This is a genomic window from Vibrio scophthalmi LMG 19158 (genome assembly GCF_000222585.1).
Classification (GTDB): Bacteria; Pseudomonadota; Gammaproteobacteria; order Enterobacterales; family Vibrionaceae; genus Vibrio; species Vibrio scophthalmi.
Map to the genome: position 1 here is coordinate 59,734 of NZ_AFWE01000213.1, position 26,156 is coordinate 85,889.

General features: G+C 45.0%; 19 protein-coding genes and 1 pseudogene. 14 read left to right on the forward strand and 6 right to left on the reverse strand.

The genetic code is table 11. The annotated features are described in order from the left end of the window. Positions 1-49: 49 nt before the first annotated feature. Entirely contained in the window at positions 50-862 is an 813-nt protein-coding gene (locus RH88_RS19095) for an enoyl-CoA hydratase/isomerase family protein (protein ID WP_005599116.1), read from the reverse strand. A 186-nt stretch (positions 863-1,048) separates the two neighbouring features. On the opposite strand from RH88_RS19095, the gene RH88_RS19100 reads away from it, so the two are divergent. Next, entirely contained in the window at positions 1,049-1,999 is a 951-nt protein-coding gene (locus tag RH88_RS19100; RefSeq protein ID WP_005599118.1) for a LysR family transcriptional regulator, read from the forward strand. Positions 2,000-2,178: 179 nt separating this feature from the next. On the opposite strand, the gene RH88_RS19105 is transcribed toward RH88_RS19100, so the two are convergent. Further along, positions 2,179-2,664 carry a GNAT family N-acetyltransferase gene (locus RH88_RS19105; protein WP_005599120.1) on the reverse strand — a complete coding sequence of 162 codons (486 nt, stop codon included), beginning with the start codon at positions 2,662-2,664 and terminating at the stop codon, positions 2,179-2,181. Positions 2,665-2,795: 131 nt separating this feature from the next. Here RH88_RS19105 and RH88_RS19110 point away from each other — a divergent pair, with 131 nt between their 5' ends. Beyond that, complete coding sequence (locus tag RH88_RS19110) at positions 2,796-3,485, forward strand: DNA alkylation repair protein (RefSeq protein ID WP_005599122.1); 690 nt, start codon at positions 2,796-2,798, stop codon at positions 3,483-3,485. A gap of 136 nt (positions 3,486-3,621) precedes the next feature. Here the strand turns inward: RH88_RS19110 and RH88_RS19115 are convergent, their stop codons facing one another. From RH88_RS19115 to murQ, 3 genes are all read right to left on the reverse strand, one after another. Next, positions 3,622-6,792 carry a DUF748 domain-containing protein gene (locus tag RH88_RS19115; protein ID WP_005599124.1) on the reverse strand — a complete coding sequence of 1,057 codons (3,171 nt, stop codon included), beginning with the start codon at positions 6,790-6,792 and terminating at the stop codon, positions 3,622-3,624. 332 nt (positions 6,793-7,124) lie between these two features. Next, entirely contained in the window at positions 7,125-8,588 is a 1,464-nt protein-coding gene (gene murP, locus RH88_RS19120; RefSeq protein ID WP_005599126.1) for a PTS N-acetylmuramic acid transporter subunit IIBC, read from the reverse strand. A gap of 110 nt (positions 8,589-8,698) precedes the next feature. Beyond that, positions 8,699-9,613, reverse strand: coding sequence for an N-acetylmuramic acid 6-phosphate etherase (gene murQ / locus RH88_RS19125; protein ID WP_005599127.1), 915 nt, complete (start codon positions 9,611-9,613; stop codon positions 8,699-8,701). Positions 9,614-9,859: 246 nt separating this feature from the next. On the opposite strand from murQ, the gene RH88_RS19130 reads away from it, so the two are divergent. Next, entirely contained in the window at positions 9,860-10,705 is an 846-nt protein-coding gene (locus RH88_RS19130; protein WP_005599129.1) for a MurR/RpiR family transcriptional regulator, read from the forward strand. Between the two features lie 7 nt (positions 10,706-10,712). On the opposite strand, the gene RH88_RS19135 is transcribed toward RH88_RS19130, so the two are convergent. Then, positions 10,713-11,579: a DNA ligase gene (locus RH88_RS19135; RefSeq protein ID WP_005599132.1), complete on the reverse strand. Its 867-nt coding sequence runs from the start codon at positions 11,577-11,579 to the stop codon at positions 10,713-10,715. A gap of 263 nt (positions 11,580-11,842) precedes the next feature. On the opposite strand from RH88_RS19135, the gene RH88_RS19140 reads away from it, so the two are divergent. From RH88_RS19140 to RH88_RS19190, 11 genes and pseudogenes are all read left to right on the forward strand, one after another. Continuing rightward, the gene (locus tag RH88_RS19140; RefSeq protein WP_005599133.1) at positions 11,843-12,163 is read left to right on the forward strand and encodes an STAS domain-containing protein; all 321 of its coding nucleotides are present in this window, start codon (positions 11,843-11,845) and stop codon (positions 12,161-12,163) included. An 18-nt stretch (positions 12,164-12,181) separates the two neighbouring features. Further along, positions 12,182-13,018 carry an OmpA family protein gene (locus RH88_RS19145; protein WP_005599135.1) on the forward strand — a complete coding sequence of 279 codons (837 nt, stop codon included), beginning with the start codon at positions 12,182-12,184 and terminating at the stop codon, positions 13,016-13,018. Positions 13,019-13,097: 79 nt separating this feature from the next. Then, positions 13,098-15,116, forward strand: a pseudogene (locus tag RH88_RS19150) (SLBB domain-containing protein); the annotation flags it as partial. Further along, positions 15,116-15,808 carry a P-loop NTPase family protein gene (locus RH88_RS19155; protein WP_005599138.1) on the forward strand — a complete coding sequence of 231 codons (693 nt, stop codon included), beginning with the start codon at positions 15,116-15,118 and terminating at the stop codon, positions 15,806-15,808. The pseudogene RH88_RS19150 and the gene RH88_RS19155, both read left to right, overlap by 1 nt. A gap of 20 nt (positions 15,809-15,828) precedes the next feature. Continuing rightward, positions 15,829-18,132: a response regulator gene (locus tag RH88_RS19160; protein WP_005599140.1), complete on the forward strand. Its 2,304-nt coding sequence runs from the start codon at positions 15,829-15,831 to the stop codon at positions 18,130-18,132. A gap of 35 nt (positions 18,133-18,167) precedes the next feature. After that, a complete protein-coding gene (locus RH88_RS19165) occupies positions 18,168-19,637 on the forward strand; it encodes a sigma-54-dependent transcriptional regulator (protein WP_005599142.1) in 1,470 nt (489 codons plus the stop codon). Further along, a complete protein-coding gene (locus tag RH88_RS19170; protein WP_005599143.1) occupies positions 19,615-20,682 on the forward strand; it encodes a glycosyltransferase family 4 protein in 1,068 nt (355 codons plus the stop codon). The genes RH88_RS19165 and RH88_RS19170 overlap by 23 nt, the downstream gene beginning before the upstream one ends. Positions 20,683-20,804: 122 nt before the next feature. Next, positions 20,805-22,019 carry a glycosyltransferase gene (locus tag RH88_RS19175; RefSeq protein ID WP_005599145.1) on the forward strand — a complete coding sequence of 405 codons (1,215 nt, stop codon included), beginning with the start codon at positions 20,805-20,807 and terminating at the stop codon, positions 22,017-22,019. 9 nt (positions 22,020-22,028) lie between these two features. After that, entirely contained in the window at positions 22,029-23,219 is a 1,191-nt protein-coding gene (locus tag RH88_RS19180) for a glycosyltransferase family 4 protein (RefSeq protein ID WP_005599147.1), read from the forward strand. Further along, positions 23,212-24,705, forward strand: a complete 1,494-nt coding sequence (locus RH88_RS19185) for a lipopolysaccharide biosynthesis protein (RefSeq protein ID WP_241212208.1) — start codon at positions 23,212-23,214, stop codon at positions 24,703-24,705. The genes RH88_RS19180 and RH88_RS19185 overlap by 8 nt, the downstream gene beginning before the upstream one ends. Next, on the forward strand, positions 24,702-26,099 hold the full coding sequence (locus RH88_RS19190) for an O-antigen ligase family protein (RefSeq protein ID WP_005599151.1): 1,398 nt from the start codon (positions 24,702-24,704) through the stop codon (positions 26,097-26,099). Before RH88_RS19185 ends, RH88_RS19190 begins: the two co-directional genes overlap by 4 nt. Positions 26,100-26,156: the final 57 nt, after the last annotated feature.

The following is a 26,156-nucleotide window of genomic DNA, read 5'->3' on the forward strand; positions in this document are numbered from 1 at the left end:
CAAAAAAGCCGCCATGATGACGGCTGTTTCATTCATCTTTTAATCGTGTTTATTTCGATAGTTCAACCGCTGTATCAGCAAATATACCCGGCATATCATTCGCTTCACGTTCTGTCTGTCCACCATTTTTTAAAAACGCTGCAATGATCGCCGCTGTTTTTTGCTCTTTCGCACGCTCTAGGAAATAGCGAAGTTCAAGCTCTGCGCCCGCCTCTTCATCAATAATGGAAGCGGCAATGATTTCTTTATACATCACAATATCACGCACTTCTAAGCGGCTAATTACCCCAAGAGTCGCGGCTAAAAACGCGTCCATTTCTGAGCTGTGTACATATTTAGTAATGATATTCAAATTCTCCGCTTCTTGAGCGGTAAAATCATTGCCTAATAGCAGTGCTTGCAGCGCTTTGTTTTTACCCATTCTTCTTGCGTATTGCACAGCCCCTTGTCCACCCGTCGGAATATTGACGTGAATTTCAGGTTGAGCAAACGCGGCATTCTCTGTTCCATAAGCAAGATCACAAGCCATAACAAACTCATCACCGCCCCCACGAGCTACGCCATCAATGACGGCTACAGAGACCTGCTTCATCGCCTTAATGTTTGCGATCATGTGATTAAATTCAATTGAAGCAGCTTGGCCACCTTGTGTTCCATTAATCACATTCAAATCAAGATGAGCCAAAAAGAAAGAGCTATTTAATGACTTAAATACCACTACCTTTGTTTCTCGGTCGTCTTTTAGTGACAGTACAAACTCGTTAACTTCATTAATAAGATCAATCGTCAACACGTTTACTGGTGGGTTATTGATCGCTACTGTCGCGATACCATCGTTGTTTGTAATAGTGAGTTTTTTCATCATTATTTCCTCTAAAATAGGTCACCAACGCTTTGTGTTTAGAAGCGTCTAACGGGCTTTACAGCTCGCCTTGTCTCTCTAAGTGCTGCTACTATAACTCGCCTATTTGATGAGAAAAATAAACACAAAAGCACAACATTGGTGCTAAAATTGCACCAATAATTGCATTTATTCTAGGGGTTTGTGGTGGATATCTCTCATCGTTTGTTGCTACTACTTGACGTAACGGAGCAAGGTTCTTTTACCAATGTAGCCGATAAAAAAAATGTCGACCGCTCTGTCATATCAAAGCAAATAAGTCGTTTAGAGGATGAATTAGGCGTTCGATTACTAAACCGCACTACGCGGTCTTTATCATTAACCGCCGCGGGAAATGAAATGGTTAATCAAGCCAAACAGTTACGGGAGCTACTTAGTAACACACACCGGTTAGCGCAGAATTATCACTCAGAACCAAGGGGGATCTTACGCATCACCAGCTCTACTATGTTCGGCCGTCAATACGTGCAGGAGGCTATCTCTGCTTTTCAAAAACAGTACCCAGAGGTGAGCTGTGAGTTACGTTTAGAAGATAAGGTTGTCGATATTGTTCAAGAGGGTTTCGATATTGGCTTTCGCATCGGCAAGCCAAAAAACTCGAGTTTAGTATCAAGAAAAATTGCTCGTAGTCGATTGCTGATCGTGGCATCACCCGCGTTTATTCAGCAGCATGGGACGATTGAAACAATAGAAAAACTCGAAGCCCTTCCTGCGACTGTTTATTCTGCGCCTGGATTACACATCGATAAATTTACGTATTTAGACGACAAAGGACGTGAACAACATTTCCAACTTAATGCTGCCTATAAGGTCAATGATGTTGAAATGGTGGTAAAGAGTGCCCTCGCAGGTAATACACTCGCGGTCGTCACTGCGCAGATGATTGAAAACGAAGTGCTTGACGGTAAGCTCATCCCAATCATGACCCATTTAAACATCGAAGACTTTGGGTCATTTTATGCCGTCTACCCGCACCGAGATGCCCCAATAAAAACAAAGCTCTTTATTGATGCTCTCAAGTCAATCGTCGGTGAAGATATTCCCGTTTGGGAACGCAACATTCCTAATTTTGAACATTTATATGGCCGGAATAAGTAGGTGAGCAACGAGTAATACAAATATAAATCAATCATCATTGAGTTCTGATGTATAGATTTGATATTGCTGGTTAACTAAGTGGTAAGCAAAGGTAAGTACTGAGGATAATAAACCCCATGTCTATTACAGTCCTCAAATGTCAGTGCTGAGTGAACGACATTTGAGGACAAACTTCAGAATTAATCGTTACTGTTGTCATGACCGCTGTGATCGAAACACTGCCTTGTCACTAACCCCCACTTTTCATCCTGATAAGCGTCTTCAGCATAGTGGCCTGATGTGTAGTCTGTCACCACATCTCGCCAAAATTTAACGGCATGATCTGCGCCAGCAACTTGTTTGATTTCCCATGAACCTTGCAGTTGCGAGAACACAGTTGAAATAAACTGTTTACCCACTTTGTTCTTTCTAAAATAGGGTACGACATAAAAATCACAAATCTCGAATTCTTGTGGCGACTTCTCTTCAATTGCTGTCAGTGCAGCAGGAACGCCGTCAAGATACAGTAAATAGCCGGTTACTTTGCCGCCCAATTGTGGGTATATTTCAAACACACCATTTTCATCCGGTTTATCACCGATAATTTTAGAAAACTCCGCGGCGTAACCTTGATATAGGTTGGCATACACGTGGGTATTGTGACTATCGACTTTGACTATGTTCATCAATAAACCTCTAATTTGATTAAGTGTTACCTACCTCTTCATGCTAGCATGTCTTGTCAGTTTCGATGATGAAAATCCCTGCGATCACAACGCAAATGGTCAATTATTGGCCCTGTAGAACAGGACGATCTATGCACCCTTGGGTTCGAGAAACAATTGCACGGCTCACGCCGATGGCGGATCCTGAAACCGCCTCTGCCATGCAAGCGTATATGCGCAATCAATTTGAATTTCTTGGCATTCAATCCGTACCAAGACGCGCCGCAATGAAAGCGCTATTAAGCTCCTCGCAACGCCCCTCGATTAATGAATTATCGACAGTCATCAATCAACTTTGGCAATTACCAGAGCGAGAGTACCAGATGGTTGCGCTAGATTTACTGATCGCCTCCAAGAAGCGGTTACCCGCCACCATGCTAAACGATTTGCAACGATGGCTAACCACTCAATCATGGTGGGATACGGTCGATCTATTAGCTACGCATATTGCAGGAGAGTTGTTTACTCGTTATCCAGTTGAATCCGCGCCATTTTTGCTGCATTGGCGCGGGTCAGATAACATCTGGTTACGCAGAACGACCCTACTCTTCCAATTAAAATACAAAGCACGTACCGACGATGCTTTGTTATTTTCACTCATCACCGATAACCAAAGTGACACTGAATTTTTCATTCAAAAAGCGATTGGCTGGGCATTGCGTGAATATTCCAAAACCAATCCAGATGCAGTCACCCATTTTATCGAACAGCAAAACATTCAGGGCCTTGCAAAGCGCGAAGCTCTCAAGTGGTTATCTAAACAAACAAATAGTGATGCCTAATAAGAACCAGCGTTGGCACTGATTAACGTTCACATAGTGGCTATAGCCACTCATAAAGCGCCCCATAAAAGAAAAAGGCGCATCCGTTTTATCTTAACGATGCGCCTTTATATTGTTTCACGATGATAAATTAAGCTTAATTCGCTTCTAATGTAAGAGAAACACTGCTGCTGTCTTGATCGATATTAAAACGGCTATCGAGCAAGAAGACTCTTGATGTATCCACTTTCACCACATCAACCAAATACGCTTTTACCGCTTGAGCACGCTGCTGGGCTAATTTACCAAGCTCACCTTGTTCAACTTCTTGCTTGTTCAACACCAAGTTGTACAAGGCAATATGCCAACGCTGGTTAAGATCTGCATCGGTGAGTTCGACACCCTTCTCATGTTGCTCATCTTCAATACTCTCACGGACATTCTCAGCTTCGTCGCCATATTGAGCTTGATAAAGCGCTTTGAGTGCATCAGAAAGCACGCCTGAAACAGGCATGGTGCTCGCACTCAATTGAGCTGGAAGTTCAGCAACCTCCATTTTTGCCGTATCAGCGAGCAATTGGTTAAACTGCGCTAACTCAAGCGCTTGAGTATCTTTTGCCGCGTCAACAGCACCATCAACACTTAAGGTCAATTTTGGACGTGTTTCTAGCGCTTTACCTAACGTTTGTAACTTCTCCTGCTCTTCAGCAGATAATGAATTTACGCCATAATCAAATGCGATAATGTTCAGTTCGTCATCAGAGCCCGCCAGATCGGAGATAAACGAAAATGGCGCTGTGACCGCTTTCGTAATGATGTTGGAAATCGTATTCCAAATAATCGCACCGAGACTAAACTCTGGGTCATCAACATCACCCGAGACTTCTACACCCAAATCAATTACGCCATCGCTGTCTTGCAATAGCGCGATAGCAAGCTTAATTGGTAGAGAGGTGGCTAAATCACTATCACTTTCTTGACCTAATTGAAGCTGGTCAATCACAACATGATTTGAGCCTTTCAGTTGGTTGTTTTCCAGTTGGTAATTGAGCATCAAAGTCAATTGACCTTTATCGATGTAATGGCCGGCGTACGTACCTGAATATGGGTTGACGGTCGTGAGTTCGACACTTTTAAAAATGACATCAAGATCAAGATATGGCTGTGCAAGTAATGGGTTGATTTCCCCCTTCACTTTAACTGGCGCGTACTTGTCAATGTTGCCACTAATATCCACGGTCGCTTTAGTACCCGGCACACTTGATACATGCCCGATCGTACCTTTAAGCTGCTCAATACCCGAAGAAAAGTTAGGCGTTAACGAGTTGTCAGCAAAGAATGCCGAGCCATCACTAAAAGCAATTTTACGTATCGTCAATGCAAAAGGCTTTTGCTGCGAAGTCGTTGTCGATGAAGCCTTCGTCTTTGGCTTATTAACAGGATTTGATGGCACTTTCGCGCTAGGCTGATTCGCCGCGGGTACCTGCATTAAGTCGCCAATGTTGGTACTACGATCCTTGTTAATCACCACACGAGCATAAGGCTGACTGATACTCAAAGTATCGATATCGAGTTTAGATTGCTGCAAATCAAATTTAAATTTATTGACTGCCAATGCACGCCATTTAATAAACGGCTTTCTCAACTTGTTATCACGAATCGATAGTCGATTAACCTGCACTCCTCCGCTCACCGCCACTTTGCCTGTCGAGTTGGCATTGATTTGCGCTTGAGTGCTAATTTCGCCCTTGGTTAAGGTCGCATTCACGGTGCTGGCTAAATACGGCTGAAACTGAGCCATTTGTAATGATTTGACATTAAGATCGGCCAATACTGCTTGCTGTTTGGCATCCGCCTGACCTTTAAGCGAGATATCGCCTTTGCCATTAACCGATGTGAAGAAATCAAAATCGATCGGCTTAGAGAAATCACTAACAATTTTGCTGGTGGTCAAATTAATCGGTGACAGTACCCATTGGTTGGCTTTCGACGTCGCGATGTTTTCCGTCAGCTTAAGCTGATAATCTTTGAGCTCGACACCGCCTATAGTAACAAGCCAAGCGCTGTTGGCTTCTTGGTTCGTTTTTAGGTTCGCTGCTGACTCAATTGACTGTGGTTTATCGGCACTTTGCTCAGCTTTAATTTGTGAACCTGATTTCTCACTAACTTGCGCAGGTGAACTAGGCATAAACAGCGGAACAAGATCCACGCCTTTTTGATCGACATTCGCCACCACATTCAGACCATCAGATGTAATAGCGCCAATCTCAACAGTTTGCGCGTCGAGGTTAGTCGCAATATCGCTCACCGTGAACTGGTTCAGTGCCACAATCGACTTGTCACCCGCGTTAAAGTTGACTTGCTCTAGAGCCAATAAACCTTTGCTGGTCGAGATACTCATCGCATCGTCTGCTTCCGTTTCACCAATGGTTTGAGCGATGTGATACTGGGATGCAAAACTCACCTGACCTGATGTCAACTTCGCCGTGAGATCGTTTTCAACAAAGCCCCACAAACGCGGCAGTTGAATGTGATTGATTGCTACATCACCAACCACTTTGAGCGGTTTTAATTGAACTTGCCCATTAAGCGCTAACGTCGCGGAATCGGCATCAGTAATCAGCAGCTTGTATTGGTTGATTGGTGCCGAATCACTCAACAAGCTTTGAGTAGAGAATTCACCGACAGTGACGTCGATATTAGGATAATGAAGTTGTGTTCCGCTAACTTCATCAAGGAAACGAACATCACCACCAGTCAGTTTAGTTTGCTTAATCTGTACTGGGAATAATGGTGCGTGACGATCAACGACTTCGTCCCCACTCTGTTGTTCTGCTTGCGCTAAATCCGTTGCGCTATCTTTTGCTTCACGATTAGTTGTTGCATCGTTACGCGCAATGGCCGTTAACATATCACTAAAATTAAACAGCAACTCATTTTGATTATCGCGGCGTTCGATGTTGATAAAAGGTTTATCCAGCGTGATATATTCAACCGACACCGCGCCATTTAATAGCGACTGCCACATATTGACTTGGCTGCTGGCGTGGTCAAATTTGATAAACGGTGTTTGATCGTGCTCTAAAATAGCAAAGCCTGTGATATCAACCTGCAACGTAAATGGGTTGATAGTAACGTCGGTTAATGTCACCGGACGATCGACCAACTTAGACAACTGTTCAGGTATTTGCTGTTTAGCCACATACGGAACAAGTAAGCCAAGGAAAGCGGCATAACATAGGTAAGCACTTAACGTGTACGTACTCCAACGAACAACCCATGGCAAGGTACGAAACTTTGCCAACGCTGCTTTTATTTTGATCGACACGATGATTACTACTCCTACGTCTATATCGACTATTCCCCACACGACTCATTGCGTGAATTCGCACAGACGCACTCACGTATTTCTCGGCATGAGGATTTAGATTTATCTATTGGGCAACACCACCCACTACAATGAGGATGGCATTTTGCAAAATTTTATTCTCCGCCAGTAGGTATGTCTAGAGCGCAACGGAAATACCCATAGGAAAGCCGTGTCGTTTGTCGCAAACATGAGCAGTTTGCAAATACAAAAAAACCACTGCATAACGAGGTTGCAGTGGTTCATAAGTAGCACTTTATCTATCTAGCTGTTTTAAATGAACATTAGTCAAATTAAGACAGATCGATGTCCTTGCTACCAAAAAGCAAGGTAGCAATAAAACCAACTGCATAAGAAATCAGTAGGCCGATGACAAAAATTGCCATACCCGCAAAAATGCCTTCATTCGAAGTCATCAGAGGAATAGCGACAATCCCTGATGGTCCGAACACGGTATTCAAACCAACGGGTAAGCCAAAGTACGAAACCAAACCGATGAAAAATCCACCCGCGGCACCACCAATACAGGCCGTCACAAACGGTTTTACACGTGGCAAAGTTACACCGTAAATAAGAGGTTCCCCGATACCTAGGATACCCGGAATAATTGCACCACGGATTTGTGTGCGCAGTGTTGATTCCTTTTTCGCTTTCCAATACAGCGCCAAAGAGGCACCAACTTGGCCTGCGCCTGCCATAGCAAGAATTGGGAATAGCGAGTTGAAACCTTGAACTTCCATTAAGGCAAAGTAAACCGGAACAAAACCTTGATGGATACCAAACACCACGGAGATAAGGAATAAACCAGCTAACACAGCAGCGCCAAATGGATTATCGTTCAAGTTCAAAAACAGCCACGACATCCCTTTAAATAGCACTCCGCCCACCGGCATGATCACGATAAAGGTAATCGCGCCCATAATAAGTAAAGTCACCACTGATGTCAGGATCATATCCAAATCATCTGGCATAAATCGACGTACCATGCGCTCAACTTGTGCACCAAGAATTGCAGCTAACAACACTCCAATAATGTTACCGCGCGGGTCGATTGCAAAACCAAAGAAATCACTCATGCCCGAGTAGATACCAGAGGTCGCATCTGGGTTATACCCCAATACAAATAGCGAGGCTAGAATTGCGCCATTGACTCCAGAACCGCCAAACGCTTGCTGGGCGTTATAACCAATCAAAATACTTAAGAATGCGAACAAGCCTTTGCCGAAGACCTTCATATAAGAAACAAGGCTTACAATGAATTCACTCGGGTCTTGGCCGATGATCATTGTCTGCTCTATCAGAGTGGCAAAACCGAGCAATAAGCCCGCAGCGATAAAACCTGGGATCAACGGGGTAAAAATGGTGGCGAACTTACTTAAAAAGCGTTGAACCGCACTGGTTTGCTTACTCTTCATTTGCGACTTTTGTTGCTTAGCGATGCTATTGAGATCGTCGTTTTTTATCGACGCTGTCGACGCATTGCTTGAACCACCAAGCGTTAAACTATCCAATATTTCATTGAGCATTTCTGCCGCTTGCTGTGCTTTTCCTGGGCCAAGAATGACTTGTAATTGTTGGTCTGATTCAACCACACCCAAAACACCAGGGATGGCTTTTAAGGTTGATTCATCAACTGCACCGGTGTCCGCTAATGACAGGCGCAAGCGCGTCATGCAGTTGCCGCCTTTTTCAATATTTGCACCGCCGCCGACCGCAGCAATAATGCTTTCTATGGTATTCATTGTAATTTTGGCCATTACAGTATTCCTCACGAACTTCTCAAATCAATCAATGCCGAGAAGCTCAATAGCAAGTAGATAATTTATGTTTTTCAGTTATTGGCTATGCTGTTTGATTAACAAAATACTTAGTTGGATGAGTTGTGACACTCCAATGCAAGACGAATAAATCCATCATTTTGCTCAAGAAGAATTTTCGCTTGTGCAGCGTCCAGACCGGTTAGAATCATCAGGATGGCGGTTTTGCAATGACGCTGGCACTGCGACAAGGCCAACTCAGCTTCTTGTTCATCAGCCCCCGTCGCTTCCATCACGATATTGGCTTGGCGTTGGATCAATTTGGCGTTGGTCGCTTCAACATCCACCATCAAATTGCCAAACACCTTGCCACTGCGAATCATCGCGCCAGTTGTGATCATATTGAGTACCAACTTCTGCGCTGTCCCCGCTTTCATACGTGACGATCCCGTTACAATTTCAGCGCCAACGACAGGCACGATCGCCACATCAGCAGCCTCAATCATTGGACAAGTTGGATTGCAAACAAGCGATGCAACAAAAGCGCCGACATTTCGAGCGTATTCCATTCCGCCAAGGACATACGGCGTGCGACCGCTGGCAGCAATACCAACAACAACATCTCTTTCAGTCAGGTTTAAATTACGAAGATCGTCGACTGCAAGCTGCGGTGAATCTTCTGCATTCTCTACCGCTTTTAAAATCGCTTTATGACCACCAGCAATGAGGCCCACTACTTGCTCTGCCGGTGTTCCGTAAGTCGGCGGACATTCACTCGCATCAAGAATACCTAAGCGGCCTGATGTACCTGCACCCATGTAAATCAAGCGGCCGCCCACGGTAAATGCGGCTTTCACCGCATCAACCACTTGGGCGATCTCCGGCAAGACTTTTTCCACCGCGAGTGCCACTTTCTGGTCTTCGTTATTGATGACTTTCAGCATCTCTATGGTTGATAACGTATCAATGTTCTGACTACTTTGATTACGGCTTTCCGTGACTAGGTGGCTTAGGTCAATTTTCATATCGTGCTCTTGCGTGTTGGCTTATCAATTTATGCGCTGGATGTTAGTGAATTAATTATTCAAAAACGACGTGCTACGTCACATAATTATTTATTCCAAAATTAGCCATCTGATGGAATAATTTGATAAACCATTCTTAACCACCGTTGTTACAGACGACCAAGACCACAAAATAGAAGGCACTTCAAAAGAAATAACCGTTAGGATTTTTGGAATAATTTATTTCAACCAAATACAGGTAAAGTGATGAGCATCACAAACAAATTGGTATCAAAAAGAACGCAACTCTCGACAAACGGCGTGAAGATTGCTGATTGGGTATTGGCAAACACCGAACAGGCGATGGCATTAACCAGCCAAGAGATCGCTAACGTGATTGGGGTGAGTCAATCGAGCATCGTGAAGTTCACCCAACGTATTGGCTTTAAAGGTTATAGCCAATTCAAACTGGCGTTAGCAGAAGAAGTCAGCCGAAAGCAGACATTACAGGCGGCCCCTCTGCATACCAACATTTCCGTCAATGACTCAACCCGTACCATCATCCAAAAACTGGTTAAAGCCAAAACCGAGGCGATTTTCAAAACCAGCGATGCCCTTGATTGTGAACGCTTTGATGATGCTATTACGCAAATAAACAGCGCGAACAAGGTGCAAATTGTTGGCATGGGCGCATCTGCATTATCGGCAAAGGATCTTGGTTACAAGTTGCTAAAATTAGGTATTTTGGCCATCACCGAAATGGATAGCCACGTACAAATAGGCATGGCAAGAACACTAACGAGCAACGATGTACAAATTGTCTTTTCTTTCCAAGGCAACACCAAAGAGATCAACCTTGCGGCAGAAACCGCTAAGGAAAAAGGCGCAACGGTAATAGCGCTGACGTCACCGCAAAAAAGTGTACTACGCAATATCGCCGATATCTGCCTCGATACTGTGGCTGATGAATCAGCACACCGCGCTTCTTCAATGGCAGCCAGAACCGCTCAACAAGTCATTGCGGATGCGATTTTTATCACCTTAGTCAAACTGCGCGGAGATGATGGTCAAGATATGATTAATGAGATTGCTTCGCAGATTAAGCGACTTTAAATCAAGATTACTCGATGCGAACCCGAACAAAACGGGCAAACTTGGGAATATCATTGCTGGTGTATCCGTTGTGGCGGAAGGTTATTCGGCTGCCCAGCGGTGGTGGCGATTTTCGTAGCTCATCACTAAATCCACTGCCGATATAGAAACGCACACCGGGTTTCCACTCAACCAATACCGCACCCATTTGGCCTTTATACTTCCCCTTCCCCAACTTATAGCCCACCACGATTGCTTCATCGTCTTGATGTAATTTCAATTTGAGCAAATCCGAACTTCTACCCGCTTGGTAACGACTATCGATTCGGCGTAGCATGATCCCTTCACCTTGACGGTTATTAACATTATCAAGGTGACGAAACAGCTCTCGCTCAGAAGAAATCGGCGTATGCTCAACATAATCTACATGCTTCACCTTCATTTTTTTCACTAGATAGAGAATGTTGTAATAACGCTTTTCGTAATCTCCTGCTGCTTGTGGCATATCAAACAACATAAACTCAATTTTTTGCCATCCTTGCTCAACAGGCTGATGATCAAGCACCGTTTGCTGCACAATATGAAAATTACCACGACCTGCCCACAACTCCCCTTCGAGAGGATAATCAGGCAATGGTTTGGTGAACCAAGCTGGAGCAACGATAGCTCTGCCACTGCGCGTTCTTAGTTGACTCCCATCCCAGAGCGCTCGTATCCCATCCAATTTTTCACTTTGCCAATATTGCGTAATATCGATGCCCTGTTCATAACTCGTAGCCAACAATACAGGCATCATCGACGATGGTTCTAGTGGCGTAATGGCGGCGTGTTCACTCGCGTGACTGCTTAATGAGAACAATAATCCGCTTGCGACGGCGCTCAGAGTGCGTTGCATGTTTTTCTCCGGTTAAGACTATGTCTCTCTCACGCTAACGCAAAAAATTTGAGACAGAGTATGAATTTGGCGCGCCATTGGTCGCAAACCTATCAGATGATTTTACCCTTGTTGTCACTGCTTCAAACTGATTCTTAATTTGAGAAACCCTCTTTCCAATTTAAGAACCCTCTCAGCACCACTACATAATATCTTGTTTTTATTGAAAATAATTATTGGCACATTCCATGCTCAACTCTACTTAAACCACGAGGAGTACAGCTATGGAACTACGTAAAATTGAAACCAACAACGAGCTTTTAACTTTGGTGATTGACGGAAATTTAGACGCTGATGGTAGCCGTAGTGCCCAACCGCATTTAGATGAAATTATCTCAGATCTTTCTCATCCCGAAGTTGAAATTGACCTCGCTCGCGTAGGCTTTCTCGATTCTTCTGGCGTAGGTGCTATCGTTTACCTATATAAGCGCTTGGTTGAACGTCGTCGCAATATGCGGATTGAAAACGCTACAGGACAACCATTAGAAATCATCAATCTGCTCCGAATCGATCAAGCAATACCGGTAAATTCACAAAAACACTAATAATAATAGGCGGTTGGCATGGTTACTTTTCGTAGATACATAGCCCTAGCTATGTCAATAATCTTGCTAGGTTGCACCAGTTACCCTGAAGATGGACGCGGTGGCCTAGCAGAAAATCATATCGATAATAGTTTCTCGCCGGTCATGCCCGACGAACCGCTTGGCCCTGAACATGGTCTGCGCTTCGATTGGCAGCTGACCAAGCTTCATTTGGATGCATTGATCCGAGAAGGCGCTCGCTGGTGCTTCCCCGCAGCCGTCGTGCAAGCAATCGAAAAACAGAACCGCATCGCTCGTGAGCTCGAGGGCGGATTGATGCTGGACGCGGCAAACGACATTGTCATTCAACGCAAACGCCTCGGTGAATTAGAACGCCAGCTCGACTATGTTACCTCTCAAGCCAATTGCGTACCTCCAATCAACGAAGATGCATTTCGACTGCAACTTGCCGTCGTCGATGAATTGTTCAACCTACTCAACGTCGACAATCAGTTTGCGTTTAACTCGACAGAAGTAAACCCAAAATACATGGGGCATCTCGCCAGAGCCGCGTACATCTTACGTGAGAATCCAAGCCTAAACCTTTCCGTGACTGGCCATGCTGATGCAACCGGAGACGATCTCTACAACAAAAAACTGGCCATGGACCGCGCACAGCAAGTGAAACGTTACCTAATTATTTTTGGCCTTAATCCAACCCGAATTACCACCCACTCATTAGGCGACTCGCTCCCTCTATACGACGGCACCACGGAAGGCGTCAAGTTAACCAACCGCCGCGTCAGTATTGAAGTTATCGCCACCAAAGAGCTAGCAGAGCAAAATCCACAAGGAGATTATTATGCGTTGGATTAACACCCTGTTTCTCACCCTGAGCCTATTGGCTGGTAATGCATTCGCGAACCAATCCGGTGATCAAGTGGCGCAAGAAAAAGTGCAAATTGGCGACATGATCCAGATAAATTTGCCGGGAGAGAGCTCGTTAAATCGTGGCTTTCAGGTGGATAAACGTGGTCGAATTGATCTACCGGAAGTCGGCACTCTCTACGTGGCAGGTTACAGCGAGAAGCAACTGTCCGACTCGGTTTTAACCGCGCTGAACGAAGTCTATCGCGATGTTTCTTCCGCCAGCGTTTATATTTCGCAACAACAAATCCTGATTTCAGTGCAAGGCTATGTCACCTCGCCCGGTGAATATACTTTACCCAAGAATGCTAATATTCAAATGGCACTTCACGCTGCGGGTGGTCTCCGTTCCGGCGCTCAACTGGATAACATGCTGCTCAAAAGAGGCAAAGGTAAGCAGAGCTTCAACTACAAAGCCTTCCTCGATTCTGGTGATGAATCGCTGCTACCTCGTCTCAAATCGCTCGACAGCCTTTTTGTCCCGGCCTCACCACTTGTTGGCAACATCGAACAACAGTTTGATGCAGCAAAGCAAGCCAATGCGGGAGACAGTGCCGATAACCGTACCGCAATTAAAGTGTTTGGCGAGGTCAATGCGCCAGGTTCGTTTTCTTTCAAACCCAATACCGATTTGGTCGATATTTTAATGCGTGCTGGCGGTGTAACCCGTTATGCCTCGGTAGAGCAAATCCGTGTAATCACCAACAACACACCACAAATGTTTAACCTAAAACGTTATCTCGACAGCGGTGACGAATCACTGCTACCCAATTTAGCTGAAGGGACGACTATTTTCGTCCCTAAACAAGAAGAAGAGATTAAAGCCGGGGCAAATGTTGTCTACATCATGGGGGAAGTAGCGCATCCCGGCGCCTATGAGGGTAAATCGGGGGCGTCTTTTATGGATATTCTCGCCAACGCTGGTGGCCCAACCCGTTTTGCCGAATCACGTCAAATCCGTCTTATCAAAGCCAACGGTCGCGTGATTAAATTCGACTTAACCGCCTACACCGAAGGATTAAGTGGCCAAGGTCCCCCACCTATTGGTCCTGGTGATGCGATTTTTGTTCCTGAAAAGACCGACATGAATGAAAAATCATGGTTAAAAATCGCTCCTGATCGCGCGGTCAGTGTCATTGGCGAAGTTGTCCGTCCAGGCCGTATTGAGTGGTCAGATGAAATGGACTTAATGGATCTGCTTGCTCACGTTGGCGGCCCCACATTAAGAGCCGACACAACGAAAATCGAGGTGGTTAATGGTGATGGCAAGCTGCACACATTTAATCTCGACGAATTTATTTTAAATGGTGCCCCACCGTATGACCTACCCGTAATTAGTGCGGGTTCTATCGTGCGAATCCACGATTTACCGCAAGATCCCTCTGACAACAAATCCCAATGGGTTCGCCAGAGCTCCGACGCCTCAATTTACGTCTTTGGTCAAGTGAATTCACCGGGCCGCTACCGTTTTACCAAAGAGATGCATTTTCTCGATATTCTTTCCGCTGCCGACGGGCCAACCAAAGATGCCGATATTCACAATATTCGCGTCACACACCGTGACAAAAGCTATTCAAAAGTCAGCAAACTCAATCTATCACTTTATTTTGAAACCGGTGATGAATCGCTGCTCCCCAACGTTGTTATGGGTGACACTATTTATATTCCTGAAAAAGACAAAAATTGGCTCGATCAAAGTAAAGAATCAACCGTGCGCATTTTGGGAGCAGTCAACAAACCCGGTCGCTATGTATTTAACGACAACATGACCATCTTGGATGTGCTCGCAGAAGCTGGCGGACCAAATGATAACGCCTATGTAGAAAAAATCTCTGTGGTCAATATGTCTTGCTGCCAACAGCAAGCCCGCACCTTCAACCTGATTGAATTCAGTAAAACTGCGAACATCTATCAGCTGCCTGTTATTCGTGCTGGCGACACTATTTTTGTGCCCGACCGCCGAGATACCTTTCTTGAGAAAGCACGAGTCGGCTTAGAAGATATTCTTCGACTGACCACCACGATTGTACTGATTGGAGCCTTGTAATGATTCCAGCCACACACAATGAAATTGAACAAATCTACTTAGCGGCAGAGCAGCAGCAATCTAGGTCAATTTGTGTTACGGCCTGCCATTCTGGTGACGGTGTAACCTCAGTTGCAACCGCATTGGCAGAGCGTTATCTTCTTGCCGGACAATCCACTCTGCTTGTCGATCTAAATTTATTTCGTTCGAATTTCCAGTCTTCACTATTGCCAGGCCAACCAAGCGATAACCCCATCAGTTGGTTAGAACAACTCGACAGCAGGCGTGTGTTTACCGGCATCGTTAAACCCACCCTGCAATCTGATATCGTTAATTATCGTAATCCTCTCTATCTCGAAAAAAAGATCGAAACGTGGTTGCTTGAGTTCGATCGTGTCATCGTCGACACCTCGCCACTATTACAAGTCAATCGCGGCAATATCTCGGCGCAATGTGTCGCACAAGCCTGTCAACATACTTTGCTGGTTGTTCTTGGCGCGCGCACCAGAGAAAACCAACTCAGCATGGCAATGGAGCTGTTGAATCGTAGTGAAAGTACGTTGATTGGTTGCGTGATCAACAGTAAATATCAACCCACTCTCGCACAAGAAATGGTGCGTGAACTCAATCGCTTTAAATGGATACCAAAACGATGGCGGGATAACTGGATCACAAAGTTATTAAACCATGAACTACTCACCTTAATCGCGTAAATTCACGGAGGATAATCACTATGTCATTTCGCTCCAAAACCATTGTCGGAATCGCACTGATCGAGGTGGTATTACTGGTTATCTTGGTGTTCAGCTCGATGCGTTTCCTGTCTCAATCCAACGAACAGCAACTATTACAGCGCGTTACCACCACTTCGCAAATGTTTGCTATTGTGGCAGCGAAACCGTTGATGAATAAGGACATTAACGAGCTTGAGGAGCTCGCTAATCAATTTTTCCTGGTTGAAGATCTCGCCTATATACGCATTGCCGACAACGGCGACGATCTTGTTTGTATCGGGGATAAAACTCTACTTAAAAGAGCGATGTCGATCGATTCCAATTTAAACAGCAGCAACGATGGTATTTTTGATACCCGTGTCCCAATAGGTAACGGCAGCGCTTATATCGACATGGGGTTTCGTACCGATGCCATTAGCGCCATGTTGCAACACGCCCGTCAAGCAATCATCTCAATCGCCATTATTGAGGTTATCCTCGTCGCCTTCTTCTCTTACATCTTAGGCAGTTACCTTACTCGCGGGTTAACCCGATTAACCAGAGCGGCAAATACCGTATGTCGCAATGGCCCCGGCTTCCAACTTAACGAACACTCTAAAGATGAACTGGGCGATGTCGCTAGAGCCTTCGATGCCATGTCGACCAAACTTGAACAGAGTTACGGCTCATTACAACAAGCTCGGGCTGAAGCAGAACAAGCCTGTGAATCAAAAGGCCGCTTCTTAGCATCAATGTCTCATGAAATTCGCACTCCCATGAATGGAGTACTGGGGGTATTGAACGTATTGGAAGAAACAAAACTCAGTAAAGACCAACGTAAGTTAATCACCACCGCCACGGATTCAGGTCACTTTTTATTGTCAGTGATTAATGACATTCTCGATTTTACCCGCATGGAGTCAAACACTCTGATTCTCGACAACTCACCTTTTGATTTCCGCCGTTGTGTCGAAAGTGTGGTTGACAGTTTTATGCCCTCAGCCAAAAACAATGACCTAATTCTACATTGTTATATTCCCGCTCAAGTGCCTGCTAAGGTTCGAGGCGATGAAAATCGCATTAAGCAGATCTTGCACAACCTAATTGGCAACGCGATTAAATTTACCAAACAAGGGAGTGTCTCGATCAAGATTGATGCGCAATCACCAAATGACGAACGAGTCACTCTGATGTGCAGTGTCACCGACACCGGTATTGGCATCAAAGCCAGTGCGCTGGACTACTTGTTTGAAGAGTTCACCATGGTCGATCAAAGCTATTCGCGTATCCATGAAGGATCAGGGCTAGGATTAGCAATTTGTAAACGCTTAACCCAAATGATGGATGGTCATATGGAGGTCAGCAGTGAGCCCGGTGTAGGTAGCACCTTTAGCTTCACTATCGTACTAGAACTTGCTGATGAATTGATTGGCGATGTGGTTCCCACCCAAATAAAAACCACCCCACTTGACCCAAATTTGCGTATTTTGGTCGCGGAAGACAACCGTGCCAATCAACTGGTCATTAAGAGTATGTTTAGCCATGCCGGACTAAATCTTGATATGGTCGAAAATGGCAATCAGGCCGTTGAACAAGTACAAAAGTATCAATACGACCTGATCTTTATGGACATTTCCATGCCAGAAATGGACGGAATGCAAGCCTGCAAAGCCATACGAGCGCTTGATGACCCACATAGCGCTAATATCCCAATTATCGCGCTTACTGCACATGCGCTTACTGGTGACAAAGAAAAATTCTTAGAAGTGGGAATGAACGATTACTTATCAAAACCGGTACGATTATCACAACTAATTGAAAAAATTAATCTATTCTTAAATAGTGAAGATGAAAAATGCGCCGACAAGGAAGTGTTCGCCGCGACAGAAATTGTCGATGAATCATCCCTATCCGCCAGCGATGATAGAAATAAAGAAAACAACGAGGAGAGCCCTGTGAACGAAGAACTCGTGGATGAAGAAATTTTGCAGCAAATGATTCAAGACACCAGCGCTGACGTCTTACCTCTATTGATAGATCATTATGTGGAAGAATCTAAAAAGCGCATCGACATCTTAAACAACGCTTTTATCGAAAGGGACACAGAAGTGATTGAGTTTGAAAGCCACACTTTGGGCAGTTCATCCTTAGCACTTGGCAATCGTGTATTATCGGATCTAGCGCGGAAAATTGAGCGCTTGTGCCTTGAAGGCCATCCCGAACAAGTTTTCGACTATCACCAAGAGTTAATTGAGCTTGCTCAACACTCTTTCGAAGCCATCATTCATAGAAAAACGCTAGGATTCACCCAAACCGCTGAATAAATCATCGGTTGTGACGTGACAACAAGGAAGTGCCAATGAAATCAAAAGTACTTTTAATCGAAGATTCGACCTCACTGGCAGTGTTGTATCAGCAGTATGTCAAAGACGAGCCTTTTGACCTTTTTCACGTTGAAACAGGCCGTGAAGCGATCGCATTTATTGAGCGCAACGTCCCTCAGTTGGTGATCCTTGATCTCAAGTTACCTGATATGGATGGCCAAGACATTCTCGACTGGATTGTTGAAAATCAAGTGCCAACGTCTGTGATTGTCGCGACCGCGCACGGTTCGGTTAATGTTGCCGTCAACTTGCTGCAGAAAGGCGCTAAAGATTTTATAGAAAAACCAATCAAAGCCGACCGTTTGAAAACATCGATTAATCTGCACCTTCAACGTGCCAAACTCGAAGATTTGGTTGAAAACATTGAGAGCAAATTTGATCGCCAACGCTTCCATGGTTTTATTGGTAGTAGCCTACCGATGCAAGGTGTTTATAAAATAATCGACTCTGTAGCCCCAACCACCGCCAGTGTGTTTATTATCGGCGAAAGTGGTACCGGTAAAGAAGTGTGCGCTGAAGCGATTCATAAAGAGAGTAAACGCCGTGATAAGCCGTTTATCGCAATCAACTGTGGCGCAATTCCTAAAGACTTGATGGAAAGTGAGATTTTTGGTCATCTAAAAGGGGCATTTACCGGAGCAACAACCGATAGAAAAGGCGCAGCAACAGCAGCCAATGGCGGCACTATGTTCCTTGATGAGCTGTGCGAAATGGACTTGGAAATGCAGAAAAAATTGCTGCGTTTTCTCCAAACAGGCACGTTCACTCCTCTGGGTGCCAACAAGGAACAAAAAGTCGATGTTCGCATCATTTGTGCGACCAACCGCGATCCTCTAGTGGAGGTTGAAGAAGGCCGATTTAGAGAAGATTTATATTACCGCGTACATGTTGTGCCGATTGAAATGCCCCCACTACGCGAGCGCGGTGGTGACATTGCCACGCTTGCCACCCATTTTCTAAAACTGTACGCGAAGCAAGACCAGAAAAAATTCCGCACTATCAATAAAGACGCAGAAGCGATCTTAAAACGTTACGCATGGCCAGGTAACGTGCGTCAATTACAGAACATACTGCGTAATATTGTCGTGCTCAATAACGATGAGCGTTTAGCGGTGGAGCATTTACCAACACAAGTGGTGCAATTACGAAAAGCTGCCAGCGTAACGCGAACGGCCAGTGTCGATAATCACCCTTCCCCTGCCGCTCAAGAGTATATTGTGAATGAAACAAATCACACCGCCACATCACAAAGCGAGAGTTCCAATGTCAGTGAGTCGACCATCCGCCCTATGTGGCAGATTGAACGTGAAGCCATTCAGCAAGCGATTGAACTGTGTGATGGCAACGTACTCAATGCAGCAGTACTACTCGAACTGAGCCCTTCTACGGTTTACCGTAAAAAACAGGCTTGGGAAACAGAAGATGAACAAAACTTCGTCCAATGAAATTTGGTTAATAGTCGATAGCCGTCAGTTTGGCGGCATCGAAACCCACGTTTTGCAACTCGCTCAAGGGCTAATCGCCCATCAACAAGCGTTAAAAGTATGGCTAGTGAGCCGCTATTCATCGCCGTCACCTATCTGCACAAAGCTAAAAACACTAGGAATAGACTATGATTTTCTCGGCGGTGATGATAACTCAGCCAGCCATCTAAGCGCGCTTTCCAAGCTTATTCACTTACTCAAACAACAACGCCCATTACTGGTTCATGCCCATGGTTATCGTGCGAGTATCCTAACCAAAATCGCGAAGTTGCTCACTCGCAGCCCTCAAATATCCACCTACCACGCCGGTGAAAACCCAAGCGGCCGAGTCAAACTCTATGATTGGCTCGATCGCATCAGTGCCTTTGTATCTGACCAATCGTTAGTCGTTAGCCACGCCATCGCCAATAAAATTCCGACTAGCAGCCACTACCTCAATAACTTTATTGACTGCCAATCCATCTCTTTTCAACATGGTCAATCCATCGCTTTCGTTGGCCGATTAAGTTCAGAAAAAGCACCCGACCGATTTTGTCGTTTGGCTGCTAATTTCCCTTCACTCCGCTTTGATATTTATGGCACTGGCCCTCTCAAACAACAAATCGACACCATTGCAGGTAAAAACGTTCACTGCCACGGCCACCAAAGTGAAATGAATACTGTCTGGCCAACCATCTCAGTATTGGTGATTTGCTCTGAATTTGAAGGATTACCTATGGTCGCTCTAGAAGCAATGGCTCGCGGTATTGTCATCATCGCTAGCCGAGTAGGTGAACTGCCTAACTTAATTATTAATGGCGAAAACGGCTGGTTAGCCTACGAAGAAGCCACTTTCAGCGAGCAATTGCAGCAGTGGCAATCTCTTAGCGATGAGGGACAGTTAGCAATGCGTGTCAATGCCACCAACACCATTCATCAACATTACTCTCAGCAAGCGGTCATTCCCAAATTGCTAAAAATCTACCATGCTGTTTCAACTCAGTTTGATTCTCAAATTGCGAACTAAACGTTTAATATCGCACCATTCCATTTATTTGAACTAAATTTCAAATACTTACACTGACAAAGCTATTGGCATCTAGATTGCTCTATTACCACTATGATAACAACAATGTGGCGGGCTAGCGGATGACGGATATAACAAAAATCTTATATGTTCATTATGGTGATAACTGGATTCGAGGCAGTGAACAGTGTCTGCTCGACCTTATTCTCAACCTCGATCGCCAGCGCTTTGAACCCATCGTGTGGACAAATAACCCGGCACTGTTGCCCTTTCTAGATGCGCAAAACATTGAATACCAATTGGATGATTTTACTTTGCTACTCGGGTGGCAGGAGCCAACCTTTGACTTAAAAAGCTGGGCGTCGTTGGTCAAAAAAGGACAACGAATGGTCAAGCAGCGCAATATCGCGTTGGTACACATCAATAGTGGCGCGCCGTGCCAGTGGATGGCTGTCGCAGCGCGGTTATGCCATTGCCCAATGGTCACTCATTTACACAGTGACTACTTAAGCCGTGACCGCGTCACGCTCGGCCTGCACATGTCACCCCATATCATCACCGCCAGCAATGCCATCTCTCAAAATTTACGCCTTGACGGTTACCCAACCGATCAATTGTCGGTCATACACAACGGCATCAACATCGGCGCCTTACAGCAGCAAAAGACGGTGGATATTCATCAACATCTTAGTTTAAATCCAGACACAAAAATTTTTACCACGGTCGGTTCGCTCATTGAGCGAAAAGGCGTCGACCGTATCATTCAAGCACTCCGTTACCTCACCTTAGAATATCCGAATAGCCATCTGGTCGTGATTGGTGAAGGTGAGCAAAAGCAGCAACTGATTCAACTAACCCATGACATGCATTTAACCGCGCATGTCCATTTCGTTGGCGAACAACACAATGTGGTTGGTTGGCTAAAGGGATCTGATGCGTTTGTTAGTGGTGCCCGCCAAGAAGCCTTTGGTTTGGTTGTCACTGAAGCGGCTATTGCTAAAACCCCTATTATCGCCCCATATGAAGGTGGGATACCCGAGATAGTTCAACATGGCGAAACAGCGCTGCTTTACGTCAATAATGGTTACGCGCCATTACTCAATATGATGCGCTGTATTCACTCTCATCCCACTGAGTGTCTTGAACTAACTAAACGCGCTTATCAAGTCGTCTGCGACCATTTTAATCATCAGCGTTATGTCGATGATATTTGTGCGCTCTATCAGAGCTTGCTTGAGCAGCAACAACCTAGCCGACCTTCTCTACTGAATAGCTTTAAGCCTTTGAAAACGGCGTTTTCTAATCGTCACAAGTCACTTTCTAGCCGCAATAAATAGGAGTTATCTATGACTATGATTCATAACGTGATATTTGACCCTATTCCGTTTAAGGGCGGTTCAAAAATCGCCACGAGTGAAGCCTTAAGGCAATGTGATCGCCAACAAGTCACTTTTACGGTTCTGACCGTTGATCGCGACTTCTGGCAAAACAGCATGTTTGCGAATCAACATCGCGTTAACGTGCTACCTTTGATCGCACTTCCATGGGTAAGTAGACAATATTCAGGTCTATTCTATTGGCTCAATCAATTTTACTTCGCTTTAGCACTGCTCTGTTATTGCATTCGACTGCCTAAAGTCGACCATGTTATAGGGGCGTCAGGTCCCGGCATTGATATGGCGATTTATCTTGCGCAATTAGTGCATCGTTTTTCGATTGTTCAACTCATCCATGGCAACGTAGCCACTTCACGCTCAATTGGTTGGTGCTTAACGCGAGCACAACAGATTTTCTATTTACCCTCAGCGCATCAAAGCATGGTGAACGCCTTGCAATGTTATATCCGTCATCATACAAATATCGAAGATGTCGATGCCGTAACGCTATTTCACATCAAGTCGAATCATTTCCACACTTTCGTCAACGGTCTTGCCAAAGAGAATTGGCCTTCCAAAACGATGGCTCAGATCCCAACCTGCTTCTGGTGTGCTTCAACGCTAAAATGGAAAGGGCTCGATCTATTTGTCGATACACTCCGTCAATTGCATACCACTCATGCCGTGAAAAGCCATATCTGTTTTATCCAACCTAAAGAGATCATGTTGGAGGTCTCGAGTGCTCCCATCGCTCTAAGGCATACAAAATGGTATCAAGACCCCAACAATCTCGATGACATTCGTCGCGGATGTAATATTTTCGTTTCGACCAGCACTAAAGAGCCCTTTGGCCTATCGATATTGGAATCGCTTGCAGCGGGAATGTGCGTCATCATCCCGCAAGATGGTAGTTATTGGGATTTACAGTTAACCGACAAGGTTAACTGCATCAAATACAAAGCTGGCGATCCGTTCGCGCTAAGGCAAGCCATTCTCTCGGTCTACACAGACCAACACTTATTGCAGGCAACCCAACAAAATGGCATTCAAGTCGCCCAACGCTATCGCGCCCATAAGACCTATTCACAGATCGTTGCAGGCGTGAGTGGTCAGTTAGTCGACAACGAATTAGCCGAGTCCGCATGGCTAGATTATGAGTAATCCACGTGTGACACCACCATCGGGACAACACGCTGAGAAGGCGACGAGAATGGGTGCATGGAAAGAAATGATCCTTTACGGTTCAGCACTGCTGATGATGAAAGGCGCCTCACTCATCACTCTGCCATTTATGACCCACTACTTATCGGTTGAACAAATTGGCCAACTTGAGTTACTTGCCACCAGCACAGTGTTGTTTACTTTGCTCGCTTCGCTCTCCATGCATGAAAGTTTGTATCGATTCATCGCGACGGCGGAAGACAAACATCAGCAACGTGAACAAACCAACCGACTCTACATAACGGCGATGTGCATCTCATTGCTCTTCGTGACGATATTATTTGGCCTCTATCAAGGGCTCCAACTGCTTGCGCCCTCACTCACACTGTTTCACTATTTCACGCCGATGCAATGGATATTGATTGCAACTGCGGTGGTATTGGAAAGCGCTCTAGCCATCAGTTTGGCGTGGTTAAGATTACAGGGTCGAGCCGAGGTGTTTTTCAAACTTAGCGTGGTTAGTGTAACCTGCCAAGTCAGCTTAATTTTATTGGTCGTCCGTTTTTATCCAAGTGTCACCGCCGTCTTTTGTGTCGGTGTTGCAACGGCATTACTGCAGTGTCTTCTTTTGCACTGCTACCATCGTTTCCACTTTAAACTGCTCACTCCCGCACAAATTGCTCATTACTTACGCTATTGCTTGCCAATTATGGGCTCCGCTTTGATTGCCTTCGGTCTAAACGGTGGTGAACGATGGATTGTGGCACAAACACTCAATCTGGAGTTGCTGGGGCAATATGCCATTGCACTTAAATTTGCCCTGGCCGTTGGAATTTTGTTGCAGCCGTTTCATATGTGGTGGATGCCAAAACGGTTTGAATGCTGGCAAACACAAGGTGCAAAAAAAACAGCACGACATAGTCAGGCCGGGATTGTTTATGCCTGCTTAGTGTCACTTGGCATAGTGTGGCTAGCAAAGTGGTTTATCACTCTCTATTTGCCTAGCCAATATTCACTGGCGGTCTATTTAATCGTGATGACTGTCGCTGCCATGTTGTATAAAGAGTTAGTTGAAATCGTCAATATCGGCTTACTTAAAAGCCAGCAAACTCGCCGTTTACTGCTCATTAATCTCATCATCACCGTGACTACATTGCTGATGCTTTTTGTCATCATGTTCGTATTGGACTATCGTTCAATTTGGCTCATTGTCACAATGGTCACACTCGCGCAACTGAGTCGCTTTATCGCTGTTTTTCTCCTCAGTCAATACTGCGCACCACTGCCTTATCATCCCGCGCTAAGTATCGTAATTCTAATTACTTCATTTTTTCTGATTAGCGCCTTTGCTGATATTCCAACGACATTGATGTTTATCCTTGCCTTTGTTCAACCCGCAATTTTATTGCTCGCCGTGCAGCAACTCGGTGTCATTAATCTACCCTATCACGCGGTAAAACTTGCGTGGCAGAGATTTCGCGTATGAATAAAACCCTACCGATGCCTAATTTGGTCACCTTATTGGTTGTTTGCCTGATCTTATCCATCGCGTGGCTGACCAATCCGAGTCCTGCCTTTATTATTGCGCTAGGGCTACTGCCCCTTGGCGCTTTATTTGTCCTCAACCAAACCTTTTGGATGGTAAGCTTGTTTGTGCTGTTCTCTTTTTTCCGTATTCATGAGGCATTCCCAGTCATCTATAACTTACGCGTCCCGCTACTGCTCTCTTTGGGCGCACTAGGTGCACTGTGTTTTCACATTTTCGTCAGCAAACAAATCAAACCTTTTTGGCATCCTTGCCTCGGCTGGTTAATCGTATTCTGGGCACTCATTTTTATTGGTATCGTCTTCGCTTCAAATCGCGGAGTTGCCTTTGAATATTTCAAAAATGTTTATTGGAAAATCATTGTCATGACGCTGGCTATTTCATGGCTAATCTCCAGTGAATTAAGCCTGAAGCGCATGGCCATCATGATTGTATTAGCAGGTTTGATGATTGCCGGCGTTGCGATTAATAACGCCTTTGGTGGCGTTGGTCTGGTTGAAGGCACTCGAGTCACTATTGGTCGAGATTTAGGATCAATGTTGGGTGATCCTAATGACCTTTCATTGGTATTAATGTTTCCTTTAGCGTTTTCTCTAAGTCTAATGATGACTAAAAATCTCGGCTGGGTTCGACTGCTTGGTGCGTTGTGTACGGTGGCAGCTTTTTACGCTGTGATTGAGACCCAAAGTCGTGGCGGTTTGCTTGGGTGTATCTCAATTTTGGGCGTTTTCGGTTTAAAACATATACGCTCCAAGTTGTTACTTGCATTACTTGGCGTTATTGCTTTCATCGCACTCTTTTACATGGCGGGGATTTCCGACAGAAAATCAGGTGGTAGTGCTGAAGTAGGTGTGGATGAGTCCGCAATGGGTCGCCTATATGCCTGGGAAGCCGCATTTAAGATGGCGTTAGATCGACCATTAACCGGAGTTGGCATCGACAATTTTTATTTCAATTACTTTTATTACTCCTCACACTGGGATGGGTTAAATCATGCCGTGCACAGTACTTGGTTTGGTGTTCTTGCGGAATCAGGCTTCGTGGGATTATTCGTGTTTATCGGTATCATTGCCACAGTAATCAATACCAGCCGAAAAAATTTAAAAGCACTAAACGAAAGCCAACATACCTTCTCTCCTTATGTGTACGCATCCGCCTTTGCCGTCTATGCCAGCTTAGTCGGCACCATCGTTTCGGGAACCTTTTTAACTCAGGGCTTCAATTGGCCAATCTATATCCTAGCGGGTCTATCTATTGCGTGTCATCGTATTATTCAAAATGATTTTCAAAATGAAAATCAAATCACGACAAAGCACAACAACAATTCAACATGATGATTTATAAGCAATTAATCTTTGGCACGTAATATGAATTGTTAATGTAAGCAATGT

Coding starts and splice junctions, on each gene's coding strand:
- RH88_RS19095 (WP_005599116.1), bottom strand. CDS start 862: ATGAAAAAACTCACTATTACAAACAACGATGGTATCGCGACAGTAGCG.
- RH88_RS19105 (WP_005599120.1), bottom strand. CDS start 2,664: ATGAACATAGTCAAAGTCGATAGTCACAATACCCACGTGTATGCCAAC.
- RH88_RS19110 (WP_005599122.1), top strand. CDS start 2,796: ATGCACCCTTGGGTTCGAGAAACAATTGCACGGCTCACGCCGATGGCG.
- murP (WP_005599126.1), bottom strand. CDS start 8,588: ATGGCCAAAATTACAATGAATACCATAGAAAGCATTATTGCTGCGGTC.
- murQ (WP_005599127.1), bottom strand. CDS start 9,613: ATGAAAATTGACCTAAGCCACCTAGTCACGGAAAGCCGTAATCAAAGT.
- RH88_RS19130 (WP_005599129.1), top strand. CDS start 9,860: ATGAGCATCACAAACAAATTGGTATCAAAAAGAACGCAACTCTCGACA.
- RH88_RS19135 (WP_005599132.1), bottom strand. CDS start 11,579: ATGCAACGCACTCTGAGCGCCGTCGCAAGCGGATTATTGTTCTCATTA.
- RH88_RS19140 (WP_005599133.1), top strand. CDS start 11,843: ATGGAACTACGTAAAATTGAAACCAACAACGAGCTTTTAACTTTGGTG.
- RH88_RS19145 (WP_005599135.1), top strand. CDS start 12,182: ATGGTTACTTTTCGTAGATACATAGCCCTAGCTATGTCAATAATCTTG.
- RH88_RS19155 (WP_005599138.1), top strand. CDS start 15,116: ATGATTCCAGCCACACACAATGAAATTGAACAAATCTACTTAGCGGCA.
- RH88_RS19160 (WP_005599140.1), top strand. CDS start 15,829: ATGTCATTTCGCTCCAAAACCATTGTCGGAATCGCACTGATCGAGGTG.
- RH88_RS19165 (WP_005599142.1), top strand. CDS start 18,168: ATGAAATCAAAAGTACTTTTAATCGAAGATTCGACCTCACTGGCAGTG.
- RH88_RS19170 (WP_005599143.1), top strand. CDS start 19,615: ATGAACAAAACTTCGTCCAATGAAATTTGGTTAATAGTCGATAGCCGT.
- RH88_RS19175 (WP_005599145.1), top strand. CDS start 20,805: ATGACGGATATAACAAAAATCTTATATGTTCATTATGGTGATAACTGG.
- RH88_RS19180 (WP_005599147.1), top strand. CDS start 22,029: ATGACTATGATTCATAACGTGATATTTGACCCTATTCCGTTTAAGGGC.
- RH88_RS19185 (WP_241212208.1), top strand. CDS start 23,212: ATGAGTAATCCACGTGTGACACCACCATCGGGACAACACGCTGAGAAG.
- RH88_RS19190 (WP_005599151.1), top strand. CDS start 24,702: ATGAATAAAACCCTACCGATGCCTAATTTGGTCACCTTATTGGTTGTT.